The organism is Glycomyces sp. NPDC050141 (assembly GCF_055586545.1).
Map to the genome: position 1 here is coordinate 112,589 of NZ_JBVJHZ010000004.1, position 22,358 is coordinate 134,946.

Below are 22,358 nucleotides of genomic sequence, written 5' to 3' on the forward strand. Positions count from 1 at the left end.
GAGTCTCCTCCGACTAGAACCACGCGAAAAGCAGGACCACAGCAATTGTGCCGACCGCGAGGGTCACTCCCAGACGCGGGTTGTGGGGGACGACCGCCTTGATCGGCTTCCCGGCCCGGTCCAGCATCGGCAGGCGCGGCCGGTTGGCCATGCCCACCAGCACATACCCCACGATCGTGGCCATCACCGGCAGCAGGAACGTGACCCACCACTTCGACTCGCTCTCGCCGCCCGTCACCGCGAAGTACACGAACTGCACGACGAGGCACGCCACCATGCACGAGCCGTAGACCAGCAGCTCCCGCAGCACGTGGTGCGCCTTCGGCAGCAGCGTCGGCCGCTGCGCGGCGCGCACCGTCGCCGTCCGGGCGAGCTCGGCCTCCCGCAGCGCGGTCTTCGCCCGCTCCAGCACCGCATCGGCGTTGTCTTGCCGCGCTGGCAACTCGCCCGCACTGTCGTCGACTTGCGACGGCGTCAAGTCGGGCGCAGTGTGCCGCAACCGCGCGCACAGCTCCGCGACCGCCATCATCTGGTCGTCCAGTTCGGACCGCACCTCGCGCAGCGCCTCACGGCGGCGCTCCAGCTGCCGGGTCGCCTGCGCGGTGCTCGCGTTCGTGTCGGCGTCGAGCCGCGTCAGCTCGTGCACCAGGTCCTCATATGCGCTGAGGCTCATCGCGACTCCACCTTCCCCGGGGCGTCCTGGACCGGCAGCCCGTCGAGGCGGCCGGGCCGCACGAACGGCACCGCGAGCGTCTCGGTGCCAGCGTGCCGGTCGATCACCAGGCACCGGTTGGTGCGGGCCTCCCAGGCCCGCTCGTAGCCGCCGGTGATCGCGGCGAGGTCGTTCCCGGCGATGTTGAGCGCCACGACCCCCGCGCAGTGCTCGCGCCCTGACGAACCGCCGATGTCGTCGAGGAACCGCCGCGCGCCCCGCCACCAGCCGAGCAGGTGCACCCCGTCGGCCGGGCCGTGCAGCAGCAGGTCCCGCATCGCCGCGCCCTTCCCGTCGGCGCCGTCCGCGCCGAACCACACCAGGTACGTCGGCTTCTCCCGCTTCCCGCCGAGGATCGACCCCGGAGCGAGCTGACGGCACTCGTGCCCGCCCGCCTCCAGTTCGCGCAGCACCTGCCGCGCCGTGTCCTCCACGCCGACGGCGGTAGCCGCCACCTCGAACGCGACGCTTCCCGGTTCATGCTGGCGCCCAAGCGATACCGCCGCCGCAGCGAGCACGTCCGCCGCGACCGCCGAGGTACCGAGCACGGCCAGGTGCCGCCCCGGGCTCCGGTCGAACTGGTACCCCACCGTCGACATGTGCACGTCCACCGCCCGGCCCAGGAGTGCCACGGGCGCATGGGTCGGCGCGAGGTCCGCGAACCGCGGATCGTCCTCCAGGTGCTGCTCGTCGAAACCGCGGAACACCACCGGCTCCACATCGGAGTCCCGCCGCTCCCACAGCTGCCGCCGCAGACCCGTGAGCAGGTCCTCCGCGCTCGACGCATCGGGGAACCGGCAGGTCCGGTTGCGGCCCTTGATACCCCCGGCGTCATTGATCACGGCCTGGCCGACGCTGATCCCGTCCGCCGCGTCATTGCCCTCATCGAGCAGGTGCTTCGCGCCCGGCAAAGCCACACGCAGCGGGAACTGCCCGAAGATCGAGTCCTTCTTCGAGTACAGGGCCTCGATGCCCGAGATCGTCTGGCTCGCCAGCACCAGGTGCACCCCGTACGAGCGGCCCTTGCGCGCCAGCTCCTCCAGGTGCGCGACCGCCTCGCCCGCAAGCCGGTCGTTCCCCGCGAACAGCACGTGGAACTCGTCGACCACCGCCACGATCCGCGGCAGCGGCGTCTCCGGCCGCAGCTCGCGCAGCCGCGCCAGCCGGGTCGCCCCGGCCCGCTTCATCAGCCCCGCGCGCCGCGACAGCTCCGCCCGCAGCGCCCCGAGCACCGCCACCCCGTACTCGCGGTCCGACTCCACCCCAACGGCTTTCACATGCGGAATCCACGACGGGTCCAGCGGCGAGGGCGTGAACTCGGTGAACGAGACGCCCTCCTTGAAGTCCAGCAGGTACAGCTCCAGCTCGGCAGGGGAGTACCGCGTCGCGAGCCCGTACAGCACATCCAGCAGGAACACGGTCTTGCCGCCGCCCGTGCGCCCGCCGATGAGCCAGTGCGGCGTCGCATCGTCGAACGCGACCTCCACGTCGCCGCCCTGGGTGCTCCCGGCCGAGTCGCGCCCGATCACCGTGGAAAGACCGTCCCGGCTCGAAGCCGACCACAGCACCTCCGGCACCAGATCGCCGACGCCCAGCTCCCCGGCCTCCTTGCGCTGCTGCGCCCTCGAGCCGTAGACCGCGCGCGCCAGGCCCGGCGACGGCGCCGCATCGAGCCGCACCGGCAGCGGCAGGCTCCCCAGCCGCACGTCACTCTCGTTGCAGTACAAGTACGTCGCGTGCTCGATCGCGGGCAGCGACTCCCGGTGCGGCAGCTGCTTCCACCCGCACAGCACCAGATGGCACCGCGCCGACGGCCCCGCGTGCGCCAGCGCCGCCAGCCGCTCCCGCACCGAGTTGCCGACCTCGGGCGGCAGCCCGGCGATCACGATGAGGTGGAACGGGCGGTCGCTGATCGACTGCCCCCGCGCCGCGATGTCCCGCAGCTCCGTGAGCCGCTTCTCCGCGTCCGTGAGGACCCGGCCGAGCGCGAGGTGGTCCGTGGCCACCGGACCGGCGATCCCGGCGTCCACGAGCGCCGTGGCGGGCGCGAACACCTGACCGAGGGTCACGCCGTCGACCAGGCTCAGTTCGAGGTTCGGGTGCGCGGCGGTGATCCGCAGCAGCAGCGACTGGAGCATCCCGGCCACGCGCGGGTCGGCGGCGTCGCCGTCGCACACCAAGTGGCCCTTGCCGAGCAGGCCCGCGAGCGCCGGGAACGCAGGGGCGTCGTCGATCTCGGCCGTCCCGATCCGGACCGCTTCGGTCGCAGGCACATCCGTCCACACTGGCGTATTCGGCGCGATCGCGGCCAGGTCGTCCCCGAGCCAGCCCGTAGCCGTCTTGGTGGCGACGGCCCGCAGCTTCTCGGCCAGTTCAGAACGCCGCTGCTCGACTCCCGTTGCGGCCAAACGCGAAGCGTCGCCCCGCAGCAGCTCCTCGGCCTGGTCGGCGGCGCCCGCGGCCTCGCGCACACGCGCCGCCGCACGCTCCAATTCGGTCCGCCAAGTCAAAGCGCCTCCTGGCACATTTACGGCTCGCAAGCTTCGCCGAGGCTGGTCTACGCAACGCAATCACCATACCGGGGAGGCCTGTTCTAGTGGGTGAACAGCCCCAGCGCCAGGTCCGCGAGCAGCCCAGGGTCCTCGGCGCCGCACAGCTCCCGCGCCGAGTGCATCGACAGGATCGGCAGGCCCACATCCACAGTGAGGATGCCCAGCTGCGTGCCCGAGATCGGGCCGATCGTCGTCCCGCCCGGGATGTCGTTGCGGTTCACGTACGTCTGCCACGGGATGCCCGCAGCGTCGGCGGAGCGGCGGAACAGCGCCTGCTCCTCGGCGCCGCTCGCGTACCGCTGGTTCGCGCTCACCTTGATCATCGGGCCCCCGCCCGGGACCGGCCGGTGGCCGGGCTCGTGCTTCTCGGGGAAGTTCGGGTGGACCGCGTTGCCGGTGTCGGAGGACATCATGGCGCTGGCGGCGATCGTGCGCGCGTACCGCTCGTCGTCGTCGCCGAACAGGCGGCGCAGCACGGTCTCCAGGAACGGGCTCTGGGCGCCCGAGTAGGTCATGGAGCCGATCTCCTCGTAGTTGAACGAGGCGAGCACGGGCACGTTCGTACCGGTGTCCTCGGCGGCGATGAGCGCTGCGATACCGGCGTGGGTGCTGGTGAGGTTGTCGAGCCGCCAGGCCGCGAACAGCTCCTCGTCCTTGCCGAGGTAGGCGGGCTCGTCGAGGGCGACGGTGAAGAGGTCGTGGCCGAACACGTCCCCGGCGTCGACGCCGGCCTCCTTCGCGATGAACTCCAGGAACTCGCCGTCGCGCGGTTCGCCGAGGCCCCAGATCGGGGTGAGCTGCGACTGGGCGTTGAGCTTCTGGCCCTCGTTGACGCCCCGGTCGAGGTGGATGGCGAGGCGCGGCACGCGCAGCAGCGGCCGGTCGACGTGCACGAGCACCTCGGAGCCGTCGCGCATGACGAGCCGCCCCGCGACGGAGAGGTCGCGGTCGAGCCAGGTCTGGTGCGGGACGCCGCCGTAGACCTCGACGGCGATCTGCTTCCATCCGGAGGAGCCGGTGTCGGGGCGCGGCTTGACCTTGAACGTGGGGGTGTCGGTGTGGGCGCCGAAGATCCGGAACCGCTCGGCCGCTTCGCCCGGGGTGCGCCAGGCGATGATCGAGCCGTCGCGGACGACGTAGTACCCGGCCGCGTCGCCGTTGGAGCCGAGCGGCCACTCCTCGGTCTCGGCGAGCCGCCGGAATCCGGCGGCTTCAAGCCGCTGACCTGCCTCGGCGCACGCGTGGTACGGGGTCGGGCCGGCCTTGATGTACGCGGCGAGGTCGTCGGTGTGCGACCGGTCGAAGCGAGGCATCGGTGTGCTCCTTAGGCGACTTGCACTGGCGGGTGGCTTCAGCGGCTGTCAGCATAGACGGATGCGAGCGTTGAAACTGGGCCGACGGGTGTTCGATGAGGGCGATTACGCGGTGATGGCGATCGTCAACCGCACGCCCGACTCCTTCTACGACTCGGGGGCCACGTTCGCTTTCGAGGCGGCGGTGGCCGCCGTCGACAACGCGGTGGCGCACGGCGCGGACATCGTCGACATCGGCGGCGTGAAGGCCGGTGACGGCCCGGAGGTCTCCGTTGCTGAGGAGATCGACCGCGTCGTCCCCTTCATCGCGGCGGTCCACGACAAGCACCCGAACCTGGTCATCTCGGTGGACACGTGGCGCGGCGAGGTCGCCCGCGAGGCGGTCGCGGCAGGTGCCGAGCTCATCAACGACACGTGGGCGGGCTGGGACCCCACGGTGATCGAGGTCGCGGCCGACACGGGCGCGGGTTTCGTCGTCTCCCACACCGGCGGCCTGGAGCCGCGCACCGTGGCTGCGAAAGCGGTCTACGGCGACGTGGTCGCTGAAGTTCGCGCCGAGCTGGTGGAGCGCGCCGAGGCGGCCGTCGCGGCGGGTGTGCGCGCCGACGGGGTCCTCATCGACCCGACGCACGACTTCGGCAAGACCACCTACCACTCCCTCGACCTCACGCGCCGCCTCAACGAGCTCGCCGAGACCGGCTGGCCGGTCCTGGTCGCCTTGTCCCGCAAGGACTTCGTAGGCGAGACCCTGGACCTCCCGGTGGACCGGCGCCTGAACGGCACCCTGGCCGCGACCGCGATCTCGGCCTGGAACGGCGCCCGGGTCTTCCGCGCGCACGACGTGGCCGCGACCCGCGAGGTGCTCGACATGGTCGCCGCGATCAAGGGCGACAAGCCCCCGAAGGCCCCGCACCGCAGCCTCTGAGACGCGAACGGCCGCCGTGAAGGATCACGGCGGCCGTTCTGGAACGTTCGTTACCGAGCCTGCTTCATGTGCGCCACGGCCTCGTCGAGGTCGTCGGTGACGAGCAGCAGGTCCACGTCGTCGGGGTTGATCTTGCCGTCGGCGACCATCGCGCTACGCAGCCAGGCGACCAGGCCGCCCCAGTACTCGGTGCCGATCAAGGCGATCGGGAACTTGCCCACCTTCTCGGTCTGCACGAGCGTCAGGGACTCGAACAGCTCGTCCATGGTCCCGTAGCCGCCTGGGAGGGCGCAGAACCCGGACGAGTACTTCAAAAACATGACCTTGCGGACGAAGAAGTAGTGGAAGTCCAGCTGGATGTCCACGTAGGGGTTGATGCCCTGCTCGAACGGCAGCTCGATGCCGAGCCCGACCGATTTGACGCCCGCGTCGGCCGCGCCCCGGTTGGCCGCCTCCATCGCGCCCGGGCCGCCGCCGGTGATGACCGAGAACCCGGCCTCGCCCAGCTTGTGGCCCAGCTCGATCCCGAGCTTGTACTCCTCGGAGTCGACCGGGGTGCGCGCGGAGCCGTACACGCCGATCGCCTCGCCCAGCTCGGCCGCTTCGAGCGTGTCGAAGCCCGCGACGAACTCGGCCTGGATCTTCATGACCCGCCAGGAGGCCTTCTGCTTCCACTCCTCGCGGTGGGCGACGTCGAGCAGGTGCTCGTCGGCGGTGATGCGGCGCTTGATCGTCATGATGATTCCTCCACATAGGCCCGCAGTGCGTCCGCGCAGGCGCGGATGCGCGGGATCTCGACGCGCTCGTCCTGCTTGTGGGCGAGGTTCGGGTCGCCCGGCCCGAAGTTCACGGCCGGGATGCCCAGTGTCGCGAAGCGCGCCACGTCCGTCCAGCCGAGTTTCGCACGGAACTCGCCCCCGGCGGCGGCCACGAACTCGGCGGCCTCGGGCCTGTCGAGCCCGGGCCTGCACGACGGCGCGGTGTCGGAGACGTGCACGTCGAACCCGTCGAAGACCTCGCGCACATGCGCTTCGGCGGCGGCCTCGTCGCGGTCGGGCGCGAACCGGTAGTTCACGTCGACCCACGCTTCGTCGGGGATGACGTTCCCGGCGACACCGCCGCCGATGAAGACCGCGTTCAGGCCCTCCCGGTACGTGCAGCCGTCGACGTCGACCTCGCGCGCCTCGTACGCGTTGAGCCGCTGCAGGACGGGCGCGATCTTGTGGATCGCGTTCTCGCCCTTCCAAGAACGCGCCGAGTGCGCCCGCTTCCCGCCGGTGGTCACGCGGACCCGCATGGTGCCCTGGCATCCGGCCTCGACGAGCCCGTACGTCGGCTCCAGGAGGATCGCGAAGTCGGCGGCGAGCAGCTCGGGCCGGGACTTGGAGAGCTTGTTCAGCCCGTTGTGCTCGGCCTCGATCTCCTCGCAGTCGTAGAACGCGAAGCTCAGGTCGAACTTCGGCTCAGGGACCGTCGCGGCGATCCACAGCGCGAGCGCCGTCCCCGACTTCATGTCGGAGGTGCCCAGGCCCCACAGGACGTCGCCGTCGAGGCGGGTGGGGAAGTTGTCGTTGACCGGGACCGTGTCGAGGTGCCCGGCGAGCATGACGCGCCGCCCCCGGCCCAGTTCGGTGCGGGCGATCAGCGTGTTCCCGACGCGCTCGGTCGTCAAGTGCCCCAACCGATTGAGGGCCGCCTCGACCTCGTCGCAGATCTCGGCCTCGTTCCAGGACACGGACTGGATGTCGCACAGGGCCCTGGTCAGCGCGACCGGGTCGGCGAGGACTGCCTCACTCAAAACTGTCACATCCGCAGACCTTACCCGCCGCGTCGATAGGCTTTTCGCATGAGTGATTTCCTGACTGACGGAGCATGGGGTGTCGGCGTGGCCACGGTCGCCGCCGACGGCACGGTCCTCGACGTGTGGTTCACCCGCCTGGGCCTCGGCGAGGCCCCGACCGGTGTGGCCGCGCCCGACCTCGAGCGCGAGAACCCGACGGGCACGACCTCGAAGGGCGTGTCGGTCCACGTCAAATCCCTCGCGGAGGCCCCGGAGGACACCGCCGACGTGTACCTGCGGCTGCACCTGCTCTCGCACCGGTTCGTCATCCCGCACTCGATCAGCCTCGAAGGCATCTTCGGCCTGCTCCCGAACAACGCCTGGACGAACTTCGGCCCCGTCCCGGCCGAAGCGGTCAACGCCGCGCGCCTCAAGCTCCGCGGCGAAGGCCAGGTCCTCGAGGTCAAGTCCCTCGACAAGTTCCCGCCGATGGCCGACTACGTGACCCCCTCGGGCGTCCGCATCGCCGACGCCTCGCGCGTGCGCCTCGGCGCGCACCTCGCCTCCGGCACCACCGTGATGCACGAGGGCTTCGTGAACTTCAACGCAGGGACGCTCGGCAACTCGATGGTCGAGGGCCGCATCTCCGCGGGCGTGCTCGTCGGCGACGGCTCCGACATCGGCGGCGGCTCCTCGATCATGGGGACGCTCTCGGGCGGCGGCAAGGAGGTCATCTCGATCGGCGAGCGCTGCCTCCTCGGCGCGAACGCCGGCATCGGGATCTCCTTGGGCGACAACTGCGTCGTGGCCGCGGGCTGCTACGTGACCGCCGGTTCCAAGGTCACCACCCCCGACGGCACGGTCGTCAAGGCCGCGACCCTCTCGGGCAAGGACAACCTGCAGTTCTGGACGAACACCCAGACCGGCGTCCTCGAAGTGCGCCCGCGCTCGGGCACGTGGGGCGAACTGAACGCCGCCCTGCACAGCGCCCAGTAGACCGAGTACACCGAAGGCCCCGGCGGATGCCGGGGCCTTTCGTCTGCGCTGCTGGGTGTAGTACCGAGGTGCTACTCGCGTTCCCGGGGTTCATCCCGAAGATCGAGGTACGGGCCCGGGATTGCGCATAGCCTTCACCGCATGGACAACGTTGGGGATTTCGGTGGCGTCAATCCGACCTCGTCGGGCTTCGTCGTCACCACCACCGAGAACGCGCACGGCTACGAGATCATCGAGACGCTGGGCGAGGTCTTCGGCCTCACGGTGCGGTCGCGGAACATGTTCTCCAACATGGGATCGGGCTTCAAGTCGATGCTCGGCGGCGAGCTCAAGGGCCTCACGAAGGCCCTGGCGGCCTCCCGCGAGGAAGCGCTCACCCGCATGGTCGACAACGCGAAGAGCCTGGGCGCCAACGGGGTCGTGATGATGCGCTTCGACGTCTCCGACGCCCGCGACCAGGGCACCGAAGTGTGCGCGTACGGCACGGCCGTCACGCTCCGCAAGCTTTAATCAGGAAACTGGGGAAAACGAGCGGCGGCCCTCAACACCCGAGGGCCGCCGCTCAAAAACGTTCCTAGACCGGGCTGAGGCCCAGCTGCTTCCCCGCCAGCGACACCTTCCGGACCGCCAGCTGGTCGGCGATCGCGCGGATCGCGCGGGACGCCTCGCAGTCGGGGTCGGAGATCACGAGCGGCACGCCCGCGTCGCCGCCTTCGCGCAGCTTCGGGTCGAGCGGGATCTGGCCGAGCAGCGGCACCTCGGTGCCGACGTCCCGGGTCAGCGCCTCCGCGACGGTCTTGCCGCCGCCGGAGCCGAACGGCTCGATGTGCGACCCGTCGGGCAGCACCATCCACGACATGTTCTCGACCACGCCCGCGAGCTTCTGGTGCGTCTGCGTGACGATCGCCCCGGCCCGCTCGGCCACCTCGGCCGCCGCCTGCTGCGGGGTCGTGACGACCACGAGCTCCGCGGTCGGCAGGAGCTGCGCCACCGAGATAGCGATGTCGCCGGTCCCGGGCGGCAGGTCGAGCAGGAGCACGTCCAGCTCGCCCCAGTACACGTCGGCGAGGAACTGCTGCAGCGCGCGGTGCAGCATCGGCCCGCGCCACACGACAGCGGTGTTCCCGGGCGTGAACATCCCGATCGAGATGACCTTCATCCCGTGCGCCTGCGGCGGCATGATCATGTCCTCGACCTGCGTGGGAGCGCCGTCGGCGCCGAGCATCCGCGGGATCGAGTGCCCGTAGATGTCCGCGTCGGCGACACCGACCGACAGGCCCTTCTGCGCCAGCGCGGCGGCGAGGTTCACGGTCATCGACGATTTGCCGACGCCGCCCTTGCCGGACGCGATCGCGAACACGCGGGTGCGCGACTCGGGCAGGTTGAACGGGATCACCGGTTCGGCGCCCGCGCGGCCGCCGCGCAGCTTGACCTGCAGGTCGGCACGCTGCTGCTCGCTCATGACGCCGAACTCGAGCTCGAGTTCGGTGACGCCGTCGATGCCGTCCACGGCACCGGCGATGTCGCGTTGCAGCGTGTCGCGCATCGGGCAGCCCGCGACGGTGAGGAGGATCTTCAGGGACAGGCGACCGCCGTCGACCTCGACGGTGTCGACCATGCCGAGCTCGGTGATCGGGCGGCGGATCTCGGGGTCGTTGACGTGCGAGAGCGCTTCGTGCACGGCCTCGACGACGGCAGCGTTGTCAGACATGACCCAATCGTAACCACGCATTCCGCCCCGCGAATGTGAGCGTAGCCTTACCGCACCCGGCGCCACTGCGTCCCGCGCTATAACTGGCCCATGCTTCCCTTTGCGATCTACGACGTGTTCTCCGACCGCGCTTACGCGGGCAACCAGCTCGCCGTCGTCTTCGACGGCCAGGACCTCACACCTGAGCAGATGCAGGCGATCGCCCTGGAGTTCAACTTCTCCGAGACGGTGTTCGTGCTCCCGGCCGCCGCGCCGGGCGCGGACTATCTCGCGCGGATCTTCACCCCTGCGGAGGAACTGCCGTTCGCCGGGCACCCGACGATCGGCGCGGCGATCGCCGCCGTCGAGTCCGGCCGCGTCGCCCCGGACGGCGGCTCGGTCGTCCAGGAATGCGGCGCGGGTCTCATGACTGTCGCGGTCGCCGAGGGCACCGCGAAGCTCACCTCGACGGCGATCAGCACCGGCCCCGAGATCGACCGGGCGACGGCCGCCGCCGCGATCGGCCTCGACCCGGCCCGGATCATCGGCACCCCGAAGAACGCCAGCGCGGGCCTGGACCACAACTTCGTGCGCCTCGACGACGCGGACGTGGCCGCCGCGGTCGACGTCCCGGGCCACCTGGAGAAGGTCTACCTGTTCAGCTTCGACGAGTCCCAGCACACCGTCCACGCCCGCCTGTTCCACCGCGGCGTCGGCGAGGACCCGGCGACGGGTTCGGCGGCGGTCGCGCTCGGCGTGCACCTGGTCGACCAGGGCCTCATCAGCGGCGACGGCGTCCACTCCTACGAGATCGCGCAGGGCGCCGAGATCGACCGTCCCTCGGCCCTCCATGGCGAGGTCGTGGTCGAAAACGGTCAGGCCGTGTCGGTGTCGGTCGCCGGTGCGGCCGTGAAGGTCGCCGAAGGCACCCTCGTCACGCTCCCTTAACCCGAGAACTCGATAGCGCCGTAGCGTTCGGCCGCAAGGCCTTCGGGCCACGCGGCCGAACGCAGCTCCGTGGTCCACAGATGCCGGGGCCAGCGGCCCTTGCGCAGCAGCGCGGCCACGAACCGGTCGGGTTCGGGCAGGCTCGCCCACACCGACGGCAGGAACGTGGCGCGGCGGCCGGTGTCCTTGAGGGTCAGCCCGTCCTGCCCGGGGCGCAGGTGGTCGAGCAGGGACGTGAAGGCCCGCACGGTGATCGGCTCCGCAGGCGACAGGACCGTGACGGTGACGTGCAGCGCGTCGACCTCGGTCTCCTCGACGGGCGGCAGGCGCGGGTCGCGGGCGGCGAGGCGGGCGTTGCGGACCACGTCGACCCCCAAGGGCCGCAACGCGGTCAACGTGCCGATGCAGCCGCGCAGGCGACCGTCCCGGGTGAGGGTCACGAACGTCGCCTCGCGCCGGGCGAGCGCGTCAGCATGGTTAGCGGTGGCCGAGGCGGCGAGTGCGGCCGCGCCGGGCGGCCGGGGCGCGAACGAGGTCGCGACCGCGCTGCGCGCCAGCGCGGTCAGCACCGGTCCGAGGCCGGACTCGTGGTGCGGGTCCATCCTCCGATGGTGCCATGTGACAGGCCGCCTGCCGGTCATCTGTTTGATAACAGTCACGTGAGAGACTGCGGGGCATGAGTGAACCGCGCACGAGCGCCGACGCATTCGACTCGAACTTCGACGCCGACGTCTACGCCACCGTCGACCAGGGGCTCGCCGAGGTCATCGACCTGCCGTCAAGCGGCGGGACGCAGGCGCAGCCCTCTCGCGGGCGGTTGCAGGAACTCGACTCGCTCGCCGGGAAGATCGCGCTGGTCACCGGGGCGGGTGCGCCCGACGGGATCGGGTTCGCCATCGCCACCCGGCTGCGCCTCGCGGGCGCGGCGGTCGCGATCGTCTCCACCACCAAGCGCATCCACGAACGCGCCGAGGAGATCGGCGCGGTCGGGTTCGTCGCCGACCTGGCCGACGAGGCCGAGGTGGGCGGGCTGGCCGACGCCGTCGGCGAAGCGCTCGGCGAGGTCGACATCCTCGTCAACAACGCCGGGCTCACGTCGAAGACCGATCCGGCCGTGGTGAAACCGGTCGCGCAGCTGTCCTACCAGGACTGGCAGACCGAGCTCACCCGCAACCTCGACACCGCGTTCCTGGTCTCGCGCGCGTTCGTGCAGTCCATGGCCGAGCGCGGCTGGGGCCGCATCGTGAACATCGCCGCCACTACCGGCGTCGTGAACGCCGTCCCCGCCGAAGCCGCTTACGCCGCAGCGAAAGCCGGGGTCACCGGCCTCACCAAGGCCCTCGCCACCGAGGTCGTCGCCGACGGCGTCACCGTGAACGCGATCGCGCCGGGCCTCATCCGCACCGGCTCCTCCACGGTCCCTGAGCTCCAGAAGGGACTCGACGGTCCGATGGGCCGCCCCGGCAGCCCCGAAGAGGTCGCGGCCGCCGCCGTGTTCTTCTGCGCGCCTTCGGCTTCGTACATCACCGGGCAGACCCTCGTCGTCGACGGCGGCAAGTCCCTGCGGGCGTGACCTCCGGCAAGTCAGGACATAACGTCCGCAACCTACACGTCGTCGCGGTCGTTACCTCAGCATGACCATGACAGCGACGGACACCGGCGAGACCCTGGAGACGCGAATGGACGAGGCCTTCGGCGAGAGCGAACGGGAAGCGCACGGGCGCACCGTCACCGGTCTCGTGCTGCTCCTCGGCGGGCTGGTCGGCCTGGCCGCCGCGTTCGACCTCACCTACGAGCGCATCGCCTCGCTCATGGACCCCGGGCACGTGATCTCCTGCGACTTCAACCCGGTGCTGTCGTGCGGCACCGTGATGAACACCTGGCAGGCCTCCGTGTTCGGGTTCCCGAACCCGATGATCGGCCTCGTCGCGTTCCCGCTCGTGGTCTTCATGGGCGCCCTGTGGCTCGCGAAGGTGTCGCTGCCGCGCTGGATCGCGCTGGTCTTCAACCTCGGCGCGCTCGGCGGGCTCGCGTTCGTGTCGTGGCTGATCTACCAGTCGGTGTACCGGATCGGCGTGCTGTGCCCGTGGTGCATGGCGGTGTGGGCCGTGGTGCTCCCGATCTTCTGGTTCACGACGGTGCGGAACCTGCGCACGGGCGCGATCCCGGTGGGCGAGGACTGGCGCGACGCGATCGACGACCTGCTCCGGTACCACTGGATCGGCCTGACCCTGCTGTACGCCGCGGTCGTCATGATCGTCGGGACCGGCTTCTGGGACTACTGGTCCACGCTCTTCTAGAACGAAGAAGGCCCCGGGCTGATGCCCGGGGCCTTTCACGTCCTATCCCAACCGGAGCCCGGTCGGCTCCAGCCAGCCGCCCTCCGAGAGGTACTCGAGTACCTGTTCGACGCCTTCGCCGACGGTGATCTCGGTCGTGTCGATCTGGAGCTCCGCCGCGGGCGGCGCCTCGTACGGGTCCGAGATCCCGGTGAACTCCGGGATCACGCCCGCGCGCGCTTTCGCATACAGCCCCTTGCGGTCCCGCGCCTCGCACACTTCGAGCGGCGTGGACACGTGGACGAGCACGAAGTCGGCGCCCGCCGCCTCGGCCATGCGCCGGGCCTCGGCCCGGTCGGCCTCGTACGGCGCGATCGGGGCGGCCATGCCGATGCCGCCGTGCCGCGCCACCTCAGCGGCCACGAACCCGATGCGGCGGATGTTCACCGACCGGTCCGCGCGCGAGAACCCGAGCCCGCTCGACAGGAGCCGCCGCACCACGTCGCCGTCGAACAGCGACACCGTGCGCGTCCCGTCCTCCAGCAGCGCCTCGTAGACGCCGCGCGAGATCGTGGACTTGCCCGAACCCGAAAGGCCCGTGAAGAACAGCACCAGACCGCGCTGGCGGCGCGGCGGCCGGGCCTTGCGCAGCTCGGCGGCCACGCTCGGCGGCGTGTGCCATTCGGGGAGCCCGAAGCCGCGGTCGAGCATGTCGGCGATCTCGGCGTCGCTCAACGCGATGCGCCGGAACGGCGGCTCGATGTCCTCGATGGGCCGCCACTGGCCGTCCCGGGTGTCGTAGGCCAGCTCGCGGGGGACCATCGAGCGGACGCCGTCGCCGCCGCCGAGGCCGTCGCGGCCGGTCATGATGTGGGTCGCGCCGTACGCCGCCGCCACCTTCGCGGTCAAGAGCCCGTCGCGGAGCTTGTCGCCGCGCTTGGACAACGGCACGGTGAGCACGGTCGCGGTCGGCAGCCGGTCCTTCGCGGCCAGCACCGAGCGCACCAGCGCGGCCGTGGGGAGCCGCAGGTCGCGGTCGCCGTTCGTCTCGTCGCCGGTGGGGATCATGACGAGGACGTGCGCGGCCAGGTTGTGCGCGGCCCGCGCGAGCTGCGCCAGCTGCGGGCGGTGCAGCGGCCGGTCGGCGACGAGCGCCAGGACCCGCGGCTTCGTGTACGTCGTCTTCGCCTGCTCCGGGGTCGCGCGCAGGCCGGTGAACACGCCGTGCGCGGCGTCGGCGATGCGCCGCACCGGCCCGCCGACGCGGACCATGTCGGGCCCGAGGGCGTCCAGGCTGTGGCACTCGACGGCCGCGACCGGCGCCCCCTCCGGGTCCGTGATGCGAAGCACACGCCGCTTCGGGTCGGGGTTGTCGAGCAGCCGCGCGGTCGCGATCGGCACGTCGAGCGTCACCGGGACCGGCCACGCCGTGCCGTCGGGCAGCATCCCCGTCTGCGTCACCGCCCGCGAATCCGCCTCGCCCATGAACCCGCGCAGCGGCGCATAAGCGCCGTACAGCAGCAGTTCAAGGTCGGCGAGCTCGTGCGGCAGGGGGGTGTGGCTCGGCGCCTCGGCGAGGATCTCGTCGGGCAGTACCCAGTCAGACATGTGCGGTCGGGATCCCTTCGCAGTGCTTCGGGCGGGGGCGGCATCGGATTCGGTCGCACCAGCGTAAGCCACGGGTCCGTCACTCGCCTCACCCGCGCCAGGCGCTTATGAACCGGATCGTCCCGCATGGCGGACTGAGAAAGTGGCGCGGCCATTACCGGTAAGTTACGCTGACATCGCTCTCACAGCAGTTCACCGCGGACAAGGACGTCGGCGCGAGCGGCCCCTCTCATCGGGCCTCTTGGCGAGCTCGCGAGCCATAAATTGGCCGGGCCCAGACCACCAGTGGAGACCTCCATGGACTACTTCGACTCCTCCAGCGGAACCGACGACAAGCAGCTCCGCCGCGACATCCGCCGGCTCGGCAACCTCCTCGGCCAGGCGCTCGTCCGCCAGGAGGGCCCCCAGCTGCTCGAACTCGTCGAAGAAGTCCGCGGCCTGGTGCGCCACCAGCCCGAGGCCGTCGCCTCCCGCCTCGCGAAACTCGACGTGAACGAAGAGGTCGACCTCGCGCGCGCGTTCGCCACCTACTTCCACCTCGCGAACATCACCGAGCAGGTCCACCGCGCCCGCGACATGCGCCGCTCCCGCGCCGAGCACGGCGGCTGGCTCTCCCAGGCCCGCGCCGAGATCACCGCCGAGGACGTCCCTGCCGACCAGATCGCGGCCGCCGCCGAACGCCTCGAAGTGCGCCCCGTCTTCACCGCCCACCCCACCGAGGCCGCGCGCCGCTCCATCCTCGTCAAGCTTCGCGGCATCGCCGACCTCCTCGACGCCGAGACCGCCGAGCGCGCCGTGCTCGGCTCCGCCGACGTCGACGCCGTCAACTCCCGGCTCGCCGAGATCATCGACCTGCTCTGGCAGACCGACGAGCTCCGCGTCGAGAAGCCCGAGCCGACCGACGAGGCCCGCAACGCCATCTACTACCTCACCGACCTCTACCGGGACGCGGCCGCGCGGGTCCTCACCGACCTCAACGCCACCCTCACCGACCTCGGCGGCTCGCCCCGCCCCGGCTCCGCGCCCCTGAAGTTCGGCACCTGGATCGGCGGCGACCGCGACGGCAACCCGTTCGTCACCCCCGAAGTGACCAAGCAGGTCCTGCTCATGCAGCACGAGCACGGCATCGCCGCCGCCGAAGGCGCCGTCGCCGGGCTCATCAACGAGCTCTCCGTCTCCCAGACCGTGCGCCCCGCGGCCCAGGAACTCCTCGACTCCGTAGCCGCGGACTTCAAGGTCCTCGAGATCCCCGAGCGGTACAAGCGCATCTACGCCGAGGAGCCCTACCGGCTCAAGGCCCGCGCCATCGAGGCGAAGCTCGCCAACACCCGCGCCCGCCACGCCGAAGGCCTCCCGCACCGCGCCGGGTTCGACTACGCCGACGGCCGCGAACTCCTCGCCGACCTCCAGGTCATGCGCGACTCCCTCGCCCGCCAGAGGGGCCAGCTCCCCGCCAAGGGCGTCCTCGACCGCGTCATCCGCACCGTCGCGGCGTTCGGCCTCCAGCTCGCCACCATGGACGTGCGCGAGCACTCCGAGGCCCACCACGCCGTCCTCGCCGAGCTGTACGACGCCACCGGCGAACTCGACAAGCCCTACGCCGACCTCACCGCCGCCGAGCGCGACGCGCTCCTGGAGAAGGAGCTCTCCGGCCAGCGGCCCCTCGCGCCCGCCAACGTCGAACTGGCCGAACGCAACCGCAAGACCTTCGACGTCTTCCACGCCATCCGCGACGCCCAGGTCCAGTTCGGACAGTCGATCGTCGAGTCCTACATCATCTCGATGACCCACGACCCCGCCGACGTCCTGGCCCCCGCGATCCTCGCCCGCGACGCCGGCCTCGTCGACGTCGCCCGCGGCCGCGCCGACATCGGCTTCGTCCCCCTCATGGAAGAGGTTGAAGACCTCGCCGGGGCCGACACCCTCCTCGACCGGCTCCTCAGCCTCCCCGCGTACCGCGCGATCGTCGCCGCCCGCGGCGACATCCAGGAGGTCATGCTCGGCTACTCCGACTCCAACAAGGACGCCGGGATCACCGCCAGCCAGTGGAACATCCAAAGCGCCCAAAGGCAACTGCGCGACGTCGCCCACAAGCACGGTGTCCGCCTGCGCCTCTTCCACGGCCGCGGCGGCACCATCGGCCGCGGCGGCGGCCCCACCCACGAGGCGATCCTGGCCCAGCCCTCGGGCACGCTCGACGGCGCCATCAAGATCACCGAGCAGGGCGAGGTGCTGTCCGACAAGTACACGCTGCCCGCGCTGGCCCGCGAGAACCTCGAGCTCACCGTCGCCGCCTCGCTCAAGGCGACGCTGCTGCACACCGAGCCGCGCCACCAGCCCGACGTCCTCGGCCGCTGGTTCAGCGTCATGGACCAGACCTCGGAGGCCTCCAAGGCCACCTACCGGGAGCTGACCGGCAAGCAGGGCCTCGCCGAGTACTTCTGGGCCGTGAGCCCCACGGAACTGCTGGGCGCGTTGAACATCGGCTCGCGCCCGTCCAAGCGCCCCAACACCGACGCAGGCCTCGGCGGCCTGCGCGCGATCCCGTGGGTCTTCGGCTGGACGCAGTCGCGCCAGATCGTCCCCGGCTGGTACGGCGTGGGCTCCGGCCTCGCGGCCGCCCGCGAGGCGGGCCTGGGCGACGACATCGCCGAGATGTACGAGAAGTGGCACTTCTTCCGCAACTTCGTCTCCAACGTGGAGATGACCCTCGCGAAGACCGACCTGTCGATCGCGGGCCAGTACGTCTCCACGCTGGTTCCCGCTGGGCTGCAGTCGATCTTCGACACCATCAAGACTGAGCACGAGCGCACCGTCGCCGAGGTCCTCGCCCTCACCGGCGGCGAGAAGCTGCTCGACGCGAACCCGCAGCTGGCCCGGACCCTCGAAGTCCGCGACCGCTACCTCGCGCCGCTGCACCACCTGCAGATCTCGCTGCTCAAGCGCTACCGCTCCGAAGGCGGCGCCGACGGCGACGTCGACCCGCACCTCAAGCGCGCCCTCCTGATCACCGTGAACGGCATCGCGGCGGGCCTGCGCAACACGGGCTGATCGATCTACTCAGAAGGGCCGCAGCGGTTTCGCTGCGGCCCTTCGCGTTACGTCAGATCCTCGGACTTCCAGGGAACGTCGACCGGCCCGCGAGCGGCCGCGAACCGCGCGAACGCCCGGATCAGCTCGGTCTCCCGTGATGCCTGCCAGACCAGCCCGATCTCGCAGACCGGGGCGTTCTCCAGCGGCCGGTAGGTGACCTCCGGGTACTGGTGGTACTTCGCGAGCTGCGAGATGAGCGTCCCGATCCCCTTGCCCGCGGAACCGAGCGACATCCCGGCCTGGATCGTCTGGATCGGGTAGGCGAGGTCGATCGGGCGTCCCGACGGTGTCCTCGCGGGCGTGAACAGGTCGGACCACGCCTCCCCTCTCGGGGAGTTGACGACGGGGTAGTCGCCGAGGTCCTCCATTGAAGCCGTGTCCCGTTGCGCCAGCGGGTGATTCGCGGGCATACCCATCACGATCGGATCGCGCACCACGGTCGGGCCGACGACCAAGCCCGGCTTGTCGACCGGCAGGAGCGTGGCGAGGACGTCGACTCGGCCCTCCAGCAGCGGCCGCAGCGGTGCACCCACCTCGACCTCCAGGACGACCTGCGCCGCGGCGCCCGGGTGCTGTTCGGCGAACGCGTCGGCCAGCGTCGTGAGCTGCCTGCCCGTGAAGGGCCCGAAGAACCCCAACCGAAGTTCACCGCCGACCCCGCGGCCCTCAGCCACTGCTTGCCGAATGGCCGACTCGACGGCCTCGTGCGCGGGGGCGAGGTTGTCTCGGAGGCGCTGGCCCAGTTCGGTGAGGTGGGCGCCGCGCGTGGTCCGGTCGAACAGGGGCGCGCCGACCAGCCGCTCGATCTTCTGGACGACCTGCGTGACGCGGGCGGGCGACAGCCGCAGCTTCTCGGCCGTGCGGCCGAAGTGCAGCTCCTCGCACAAGGTCAAGAAGACTTCGATCTCCTGCCGCTCCACAGCGGGCCTCCGTTCTTCAATGCCACTGAAGAATAGTTGAGCAGGGCTCAGCAATCGCGAGCGTGGTAGGTTCTGCGCCTGCCAGCGAGACGGACGAGGAGTACAGCGATGTCGAGAACCCTGCGGGTGAGCGTGCGAAACGCCAAGTACCAGCAGTGGGAGACCTTGCTGCGCAACCGCAACAAGCGCCACCGGGCCGGGTCGTTCCTGGTGCAGGGCGTGCGGCCCATCTCGCTCGCAGTCGAGCACGGCTGGGCGATCGAGTCCCTGCTCTACGACGCGGACCGCAGGCAGCTCTCCGATTGGGCCCGCGGACTCCTCGAACGCCCGCACATCGAACAGGCGGCCGTGTCGAGCGAGCTGATGGCGGAGCTGGGGGAGAAGGACGAGCAGGCGCCCGAACTCATCGCCCAGGTCAAGATCCCGCAGCGCAAGCTCGCCGATCTGGAGACGCGGGCCGATTGGCTCGGCATCGTGATCGACCGGCCTACCAGTCCGGGGAACGTCGGGTCGCTGATTCGGTCTGCCGATGCCTTCGGTGCCGATGCTGTCGTCATCACGGGTCGGAACGCGGCAGATCCCTACGACCCCAAGGCGGTCCGGGCTTCGACGGGCAGCTTGTTCGCGATGCCCGTGGTGAGCGCTGCTTCGGCCCATGAGGTGGCGGAGTGGGCCCGGAAGCAGTCGCCTGCTCCGGTCGTCATCGGGACCGATGAGCGGGGCGAGAAGGTGCTGTCAGAGCACGACCTGCGCGGGCCCACGTTGCTGGTGATCGGCAACGAGACTGAGGGCATGGCGAAGTCCTGGTTCGAGCTCGCCGACGCGACGGCACGGATTCCCATGTCGCCCAAGGCGGCATCGTCGTTGAACGCTGCCAATGCCGGCTCTGTCGCTCTGTATGAGGCTGCCCGCCAGCGCAGTTCCTGAGCCGCCTCGCTCACTCCGGCGGGGGACCACGCTCACTCTCCCAGGGGAGTTCGTGAATACCGAGAGCGGCGAACATGGACTCGTACCGCCTCTTGGCGGGCACGAACCCCTCGACCTCTGGGAGGAACCATGACTGCGCTCGGTGCTCTGATGTGCGGCGGTGCGATCGTCTTCGCCGCCACGGGGTTTCCGGGGGTCGGTGAGTCGCTGCCGTGGGTGACCAACTGGGCGGGGCTGGCGGCGGTGCTGCTGGTGTTCGCCGGGTTCCTGGCGTTCGGGGTTCGCCATCGGGCGGAACTGGGGCGGGCCGGGTCCTGGGGGCGCGGGCTCGTTCTGGCCGGGCTCGTGGCAACGGCGGTCGGGTTTCTGGCCAACGCGGTCGGGGCGCTGGTACCGGCCGGGGCCGAAGGGGGCGTGGCGCTGGCGGGTGTACCTGCCTGGATACTCTCGCACTTGATTTATGTAGGAGCGACGGTCCTCGGAGTGGCGTGCTTGCGAAAGCGAAGCGGGCCTCGTCCTACGGCGGTCCTCTTGCTTGCGAGCCTTCCTGTCCTAGTGCTTGGTGTCGCTGCAGGGTTGGCCTTGGGCGAAACGGTGTCCGGGTATGTCACGTGGGCGGCGACCGAGGGACAGGCCGGGGCGGCCTGGCTGCTGATCGGCTTGGGGCTCTGCCGTAGGGGCTGATGGTTAGGAGGCTTTGGCCTTCGCGTCCTCGACGAGTTTGCGTTCGTGCTGCTCGGCGGCCTTGGTCCACAGTGTCTGGATCTCGGCGTCTTCGAGGGTGAGGTTGAAGCGGCCTCGCAGGAGGTCAGCGAAGTCGGCGGGGTTGTCGACCGTGTTGACCCGCTTGCCTTCGGGGAGTTTCGGGTCGTAGACCGTGAGGGTGCGGGCCCGGAGGACCCAGATGTCGGTCTCGCCGGGGTTCTGCACGGTCAGGGTCTTCACGAAGGGCGATTCGGGGGAGGTCGAGAGCTCGGTGCACTTCGCTTCGAACTCGGCGGCTTCGCGGCTGTCAAGGGTGAAGTCGAAAGTCAGGTTGGCGACTCTTGGGTCGATCGAGCAGCGCCATTCGCCGTCGCCGATGTTCCAGATGCCGAAGTTGAAGGGCCCCACCCGGTAGCTGCCGTTGCGGATCGGGAGCGGGTCGCGGAAGCCGGTGCCGATTCCGGCGTCGGCGAGGTACTTGTCGCCGCCCGGGAAGCGCACCACGAGCGGCATGTGGTTCCACCAGTTGCCGTCGCCCTCGGTCTCGCGGGCGACGCCGCCGAGGACGCGGCGCACGTCGAAGCCCATGGCCTCCAAGGCGTGCGCGAGGGTCCCGTTGTGCTCGTAGCAGTAGCCGCCGCGGCCGCCCTCGACGAGTTTCCCGAACAGCGAGTCGGTGTCGAGGCGGATCGGCCTGCCCAGCTGGATGTCGAGGTTCTCGTAGGGCATCGCGTCGATGTGGGCGCGGTGGATCCGGCGCAGCGCGTGGAGCGTCGGGCGCCTCGGGGCCCTGATCCCGACGCGCTTGAGATAGGCGGCGAGCTGCGAGGAGTCGAACACCCCTCGACCATAGCGCGAGCTGCGGGTCCGGGCGGGCGTCGTGATCGTACCGATACGGGAATGATGTTGCGGGGCTGGAGGTTTATCACGCCTGGGACAGCGGTTGTCGTGCGCGTGTGGGATAGTCTCCAAAGCTTTTCACCCTGCTCCCAATACTGCCCTTGAAGGAGTCCCCACTATGGTCATGGGCCCGACCCACGCCATGTCCGGTGCCGCCCTGTGGCTCGCAGGCTCTGCCGTCGCCTCTGCCGCCTTCGGCATCGACCAGACCGCGAGCGAACTCGCCGTCGGCACCATCGCCGCGGCTGGAGCCGCCCTCTATCCCGACATCGACTGCGCCGGGCGCGTCACCGAGAACAAGGGCGGGTCCACTGTGGCCCGTTCGTTCGGCGTCGTGTCCCTGTTCGTCGCCGAGTGCGTCGAGCGCCTCTGCTTCTGGTTCTACCTGCTCACCAAGGGCAAGAAGGATCCGAAGCGCCAGAACGGCCACCGGCTGTTCACCCACACCATCCTCCACGCTGCGATCGTCGGCATCGGAACCGGACTCCTGGCCGCCTGGGGCGGCAAGTTCGCCGTCATCGCGATCCTGTTCGTCCTCACCGGCCTCGCGGTCCGCGGCCTGATGAACTCGATCGTCGAGAAGTACGGGTGGGTCGTCACCACCGGCATCTCCCTCGCCGTCTCCTACGGCATGTACCACCTGCTCGACGAGAGCCGCTCCTACTGGCTCCTCGGCCTGGCCATGGGCTTCGGCTGCTTCATCCACATCCTCGGCGACATCATCACGAAGATGGGCTGCCCGATGTTCTTCCCCTTCCCGTTCCTGAAGCGGCGCTGGGTCGAGATCGGCCTGCCCGACAAGATCGCCCTCCGCGCCGGCGGCAAGGCCGAGTACAAGGTCCTGCTCCCGGCCCTCACCGTCCTGGTGGTCCTGGGCATGTTCTACAACCTGCCCGAAATCCAGAACCTCATCTTCAACCAGGACCCGGGCCAGGGCGCCGCCGAATAATCTCGGTCTGCCCGCTCCACGGCGCGAGGTAGACTCGACCGGTTGCCGGAACAGGACCCAG

20 protein-coding genes are annotated in these 22,358 nt (G+C 70.3%); 10 read left to right on the forward strand and 10 right to left on the reverse strand.

What is annotated here, in order from left to right; genetic code table 11:
• Positions 1 to 13: 13 nt before the first annotated feature.
• From ACZ60M_RS03830 to ACZ60M_RS03840, 3 genes are all read right to left on the reverse strand, one after another.
• The gene (locus ACZ60M_RS03830) at positions 14 to 673 is read right to left on the reverse strand and encodes a hypothetical protein (protein ID WP_465414403.1); all 660 of its coding nucleotides are present in this window, start codon (positions 671 to 673) and stop codon (positions 14 to 16) included.
• Positions 670 to 3,222, reverse strand: coding sequence for an FtsK/SpoIIIE domain-containing protein (locus ACZ60M_RS03835; protein ID WP_465414405.1), 2,553 nt, complete (start codon positions 3,220 to 3,222; stop codon positions 670 to 672). Before ACZ60M_RS03835 ends, ACZ60M_RS03830 begins: the two co-directional genes overlap by 4 nt.
• 83 nt (positions 3,223 to 3,305) lie before the next feature.
• Positions 3,306 to 4,577 (reverse strand): M18 family aminopeptidase, encoded by a 1,272-nt coding sequence (locus tag ACZ60M_RS03840; protein WP_465414406.1) that lies wholly within the window; start codon positions 4,575 to 4,577, stop codon positions 3,306 to 3,308.
• Between the two features lie 61 nt (positions 4,578 to 4,638).
• On the opposite strand from ACZ60M_RS03840, the gene folP reads away from it, so the two are divergent.
• Positions 4,639 to 5,502, forward strand: a complete 864-nt coding sequence (gene folP / locus ACZ60M_RS03845) for a dihydropteroate synthase (RefSeq protein WP_465414408.1) — start codon at positions 4,639 to 4,641, stop codon at positions 5,500 to 5,502.
• A 50-nt stretch (positions 5,503 to 5,552) separates the two neighbouring features.
• Here the strand turns inward: folP and ACZ60M_RS03850 are convergent, their stop codons facing one another.
• Positions 5,553 to 6,239 carry an LOG family protein gene (locus tag ACZ60M_RS03850; protein ID WP_465414410.1) on the reverse strand — a complete coding sequence of 229 codons (687 nt, stop codon included), beginning with the start codon at positions 6,237 to 6,239 and terminating at the stop codon, positions 5,553 to 5,555.
• On the reverse strand, positions 6,236 to 7,309 hold the full coding sequence (dapE, locus tag ACZ60M_RS03855; RefSeq protein ID WP_465414412.1) for a succinyl-diaminopimelate desuccinylase: 1,074 nt from the start codon (positions 7,307 to 7,309) through the stop codon (positions 6,236 to 6,238). The genes ACZ60M_RS03850 and dapE overlap by 4 nt, the downstream gene beginning before the upstream one ends.
• A gap of 39 nt (positions 7,310 to 7,348) precedes the next feature.
• Here dapE and ACZ60M_RS03860 point away from each other — a divergent pair, with 39 nt between their 5' ends.
• Both ACZ60M_RS03860 and ACZ60M_RS03865 read left to right on the forward strand, forming a co-directional pair.
• A complete protein-coding gene (locus ACZ60M_RS03860; protein ID WP_465414413.1) occupies positions 7,349 to 8,278 on the forward strand; it encodes a DapH/DapD/GlmU-related protein in 930 nt (309 codons plus the stop codon).
• Positions 8,279 to 8,419: 141 nt separating this feature from the next.
• The gene (locus tag ACZ60M_RS03865; protein ID WP_465414415.1) at positions 8,420 to 8,788 is read left to right on the forward strand and encodes a YbjQ family protein; all 369 of its coding nucleotides are present in this window, start codon (positions 8,420 to 8,422) and stop codon (positions 8,786 to 8,788) included.
• Between the two features lie 64 nt (positions 8,789 to 8,852).
• Here the strand turns inward: ACZ60M_RS03865 and ACZ60M_RS03870 are convergent, their stop codons facing one another.
• Positions 8,853 to 9,989, reverse strand: a complete 1,137-nt coding sequence (locus tag ACZ60M_RS03870; RefSeq protein WP_465414416.1) for an Mrp/NBP35 family ATP-binding protein — start codon at positions 9,987 to 9,989, stop codon at positions 8,853 to 8,855.
• 90 nt (positions 9,990 to 10,079) lie between these two features.
• On the opposite strand from ACZ60M_RS03870, the gene ACZ60M_RS03875 reads away from it, so the two are divergent.
• Positions 10,080 to 10,916, forward strand: coding sequence for a PhzF family phenazine biosynthesis protein (locus tag ACZ60M_RS03875; protein ID WP_465414418.1), 837 nt, complete (start codon positions 10,080 to 10,082; stop codon positions 10,914 to 10,916).
• On the opposite strand, the gene amrA is transcribed toward ACZ60M_RS03875, so the two are convergent.
• Positions 10,913 to 11,518 carry an AmmeMemoRadiSam system protein A gene (gene amrA / locus ACZ60M_RS03880; RefSeq protein ID WP_465414420.1) on the reverse strand — a complete coding sequence of 202 codons (606 nt, stop codon included), beginning with the start codon at positions 11,516 to 11,518 and terminating at the stop codon, positions 10,913 to 10,915. The two genes, ACZ60M_RS03875 and amrA, sit on opposite strands and share 4 nt — an antisense overlap.
• A gap of 74 nt (positions 11,519 to 11,592) precedes the next feature.
• On the opposite strand from amrA, the gene ACZ60M_RS03885 reads away from it, so the two are divergent.
• Together ACZ60M_RS03885 and ACZ60M_RS03890 are read left to right on the forward strand one after the other, a co-directional pair.
• Entirely contained in the window at positions 11,593 to 12,489 is an 897-nt protein-coding gene (locus tag ACZ60M_RS03885; RefSeq protein ID WP_465414422.1) for an SDR family NAD(P)-dependent oxidoreductase, read from the forward strand.
• Between the two features lie 106 nt (positions 12,490 to 12,595).
• Positions 12,596 to 13,216 (forward strand): vitamin K epoxide reductase family protein, encoded by a 621-nt coding sequence (locus ACZ60M_RS03890; protein WP_465414550.1) that lies wholly within the window; start codon positions 12,596 to 12,598, stop codon positions 13,214 to 13,216.
• A gap of 42 nt (positions 13,217 to 13,258) precedes the next feature.
• Here the strand turns inward: ACZ60M_RS03890 and cysC are convergent, their stop codons facing one another.
• Positions 13,259 to 14,803, reverse strand: a complete 1,545-nt coding sequence (gene cysC / locus ACZ60M_RS03895; protein WP_465414424.1) for an adenylyl-sulfate kinase — start codon at positions 14,801 to 14,803, stop codon at positions 13,259 to 13,261.
• Positions 14,804 to 15,100: 297 nt separating this feature from the next.
• Between cysC and ppc the strand changes: the two genes are divergently transcribed.
• On the forward strand, positions 15,101 to 17,854 hold the full coding sequence (gene ppc / locus ACZ60M_RS03900) for a phosphoenolpyruvate carboxylase (RefSeq protein ID WP_465414426.1): 2,754 nt from the start codon (positions 15,101 to 15,103) through the stop codon (positions 17,852 to 17,854).
• Between the two features lie 47 nt (positions 17,855 to 17,901).
• On the opposite strand, the gene ACZ60M_RS03905 is transcribed toward ppc, so the two are convergent.
• On the reverse strand, positions 17,902 to 18,816 hold the full coding sequence (locus ACZ60M_RS03905; protein WP_465414428.1) for a LysR family transcriptional regulator: 915 nt from the start codon (positions 18,814 to 18,816) through the stop codon (positions 17,902 to 17,904).
• 108 nt (positions 18,817 to 18,924) lie between these two features.
• Between ACZ60M_RS03905 and ACZ60M_RS03910 the strand changes: the two genes are divergently transcribed.
• Positions 18,925 to 19,743: a TrmH family RNA methyltransferase gene (locus ACZ60M_RS03910; protein ID WP_465414430.1), complete on the forward strand. Its 819-nt coding sequence runs from the start codon at positions 18,925 to 18,927 to the stop codon at positions 19,741 to 19,743.
• Between the two features lie 129 nt (positions 19,744 to 19,872).
• Complete coding sequence (locus ACZ60M_RS03915; protein ID WP_465414432.1) at positions 19,873 to 20,427, forward strand: hypothetical protein; 555 nt, start codon at positions 19,873 to 19,875, stop codon at positions 20,425 to 20,427.
• A 3-nt stretch (positions 20,428 to 20,430) separates the two neighbouring features.
• Here ACZ60M_RS03915 and ACZ60M_RS03920 read toward each other — a convergent pair whose 3' ends face one another.
• Entirely contained in the window at positions 20,431 to 21,288 is an 858-nt protein-coding gene (locus ACZ60M_RS03920; RefSeq protein WP_465414434.1) for an arylamine N-acetyltransferase family protein, read from the reverse strand.
• Positions 21,289 to 21,466: 178 nt separating this feature from the next.
• Here ACZ60M_RS03920 and ACZ60M_RS03925 point away from each other — a divergent pair, with 178 nt between their 5' ends.
• A complete protein-coding gene (locus tag ACZ60M_RS03925) occupies positions 21,467 to 22,297 on the forward strand; it encodes a metal-dependent hydrolase (protein WP_465414436.1) in 831 nt (276 codons plus the stop codon).
• The last annotated feature ends 61 nt before the right edge of the window (positions 22,298 to 22,358 follow it).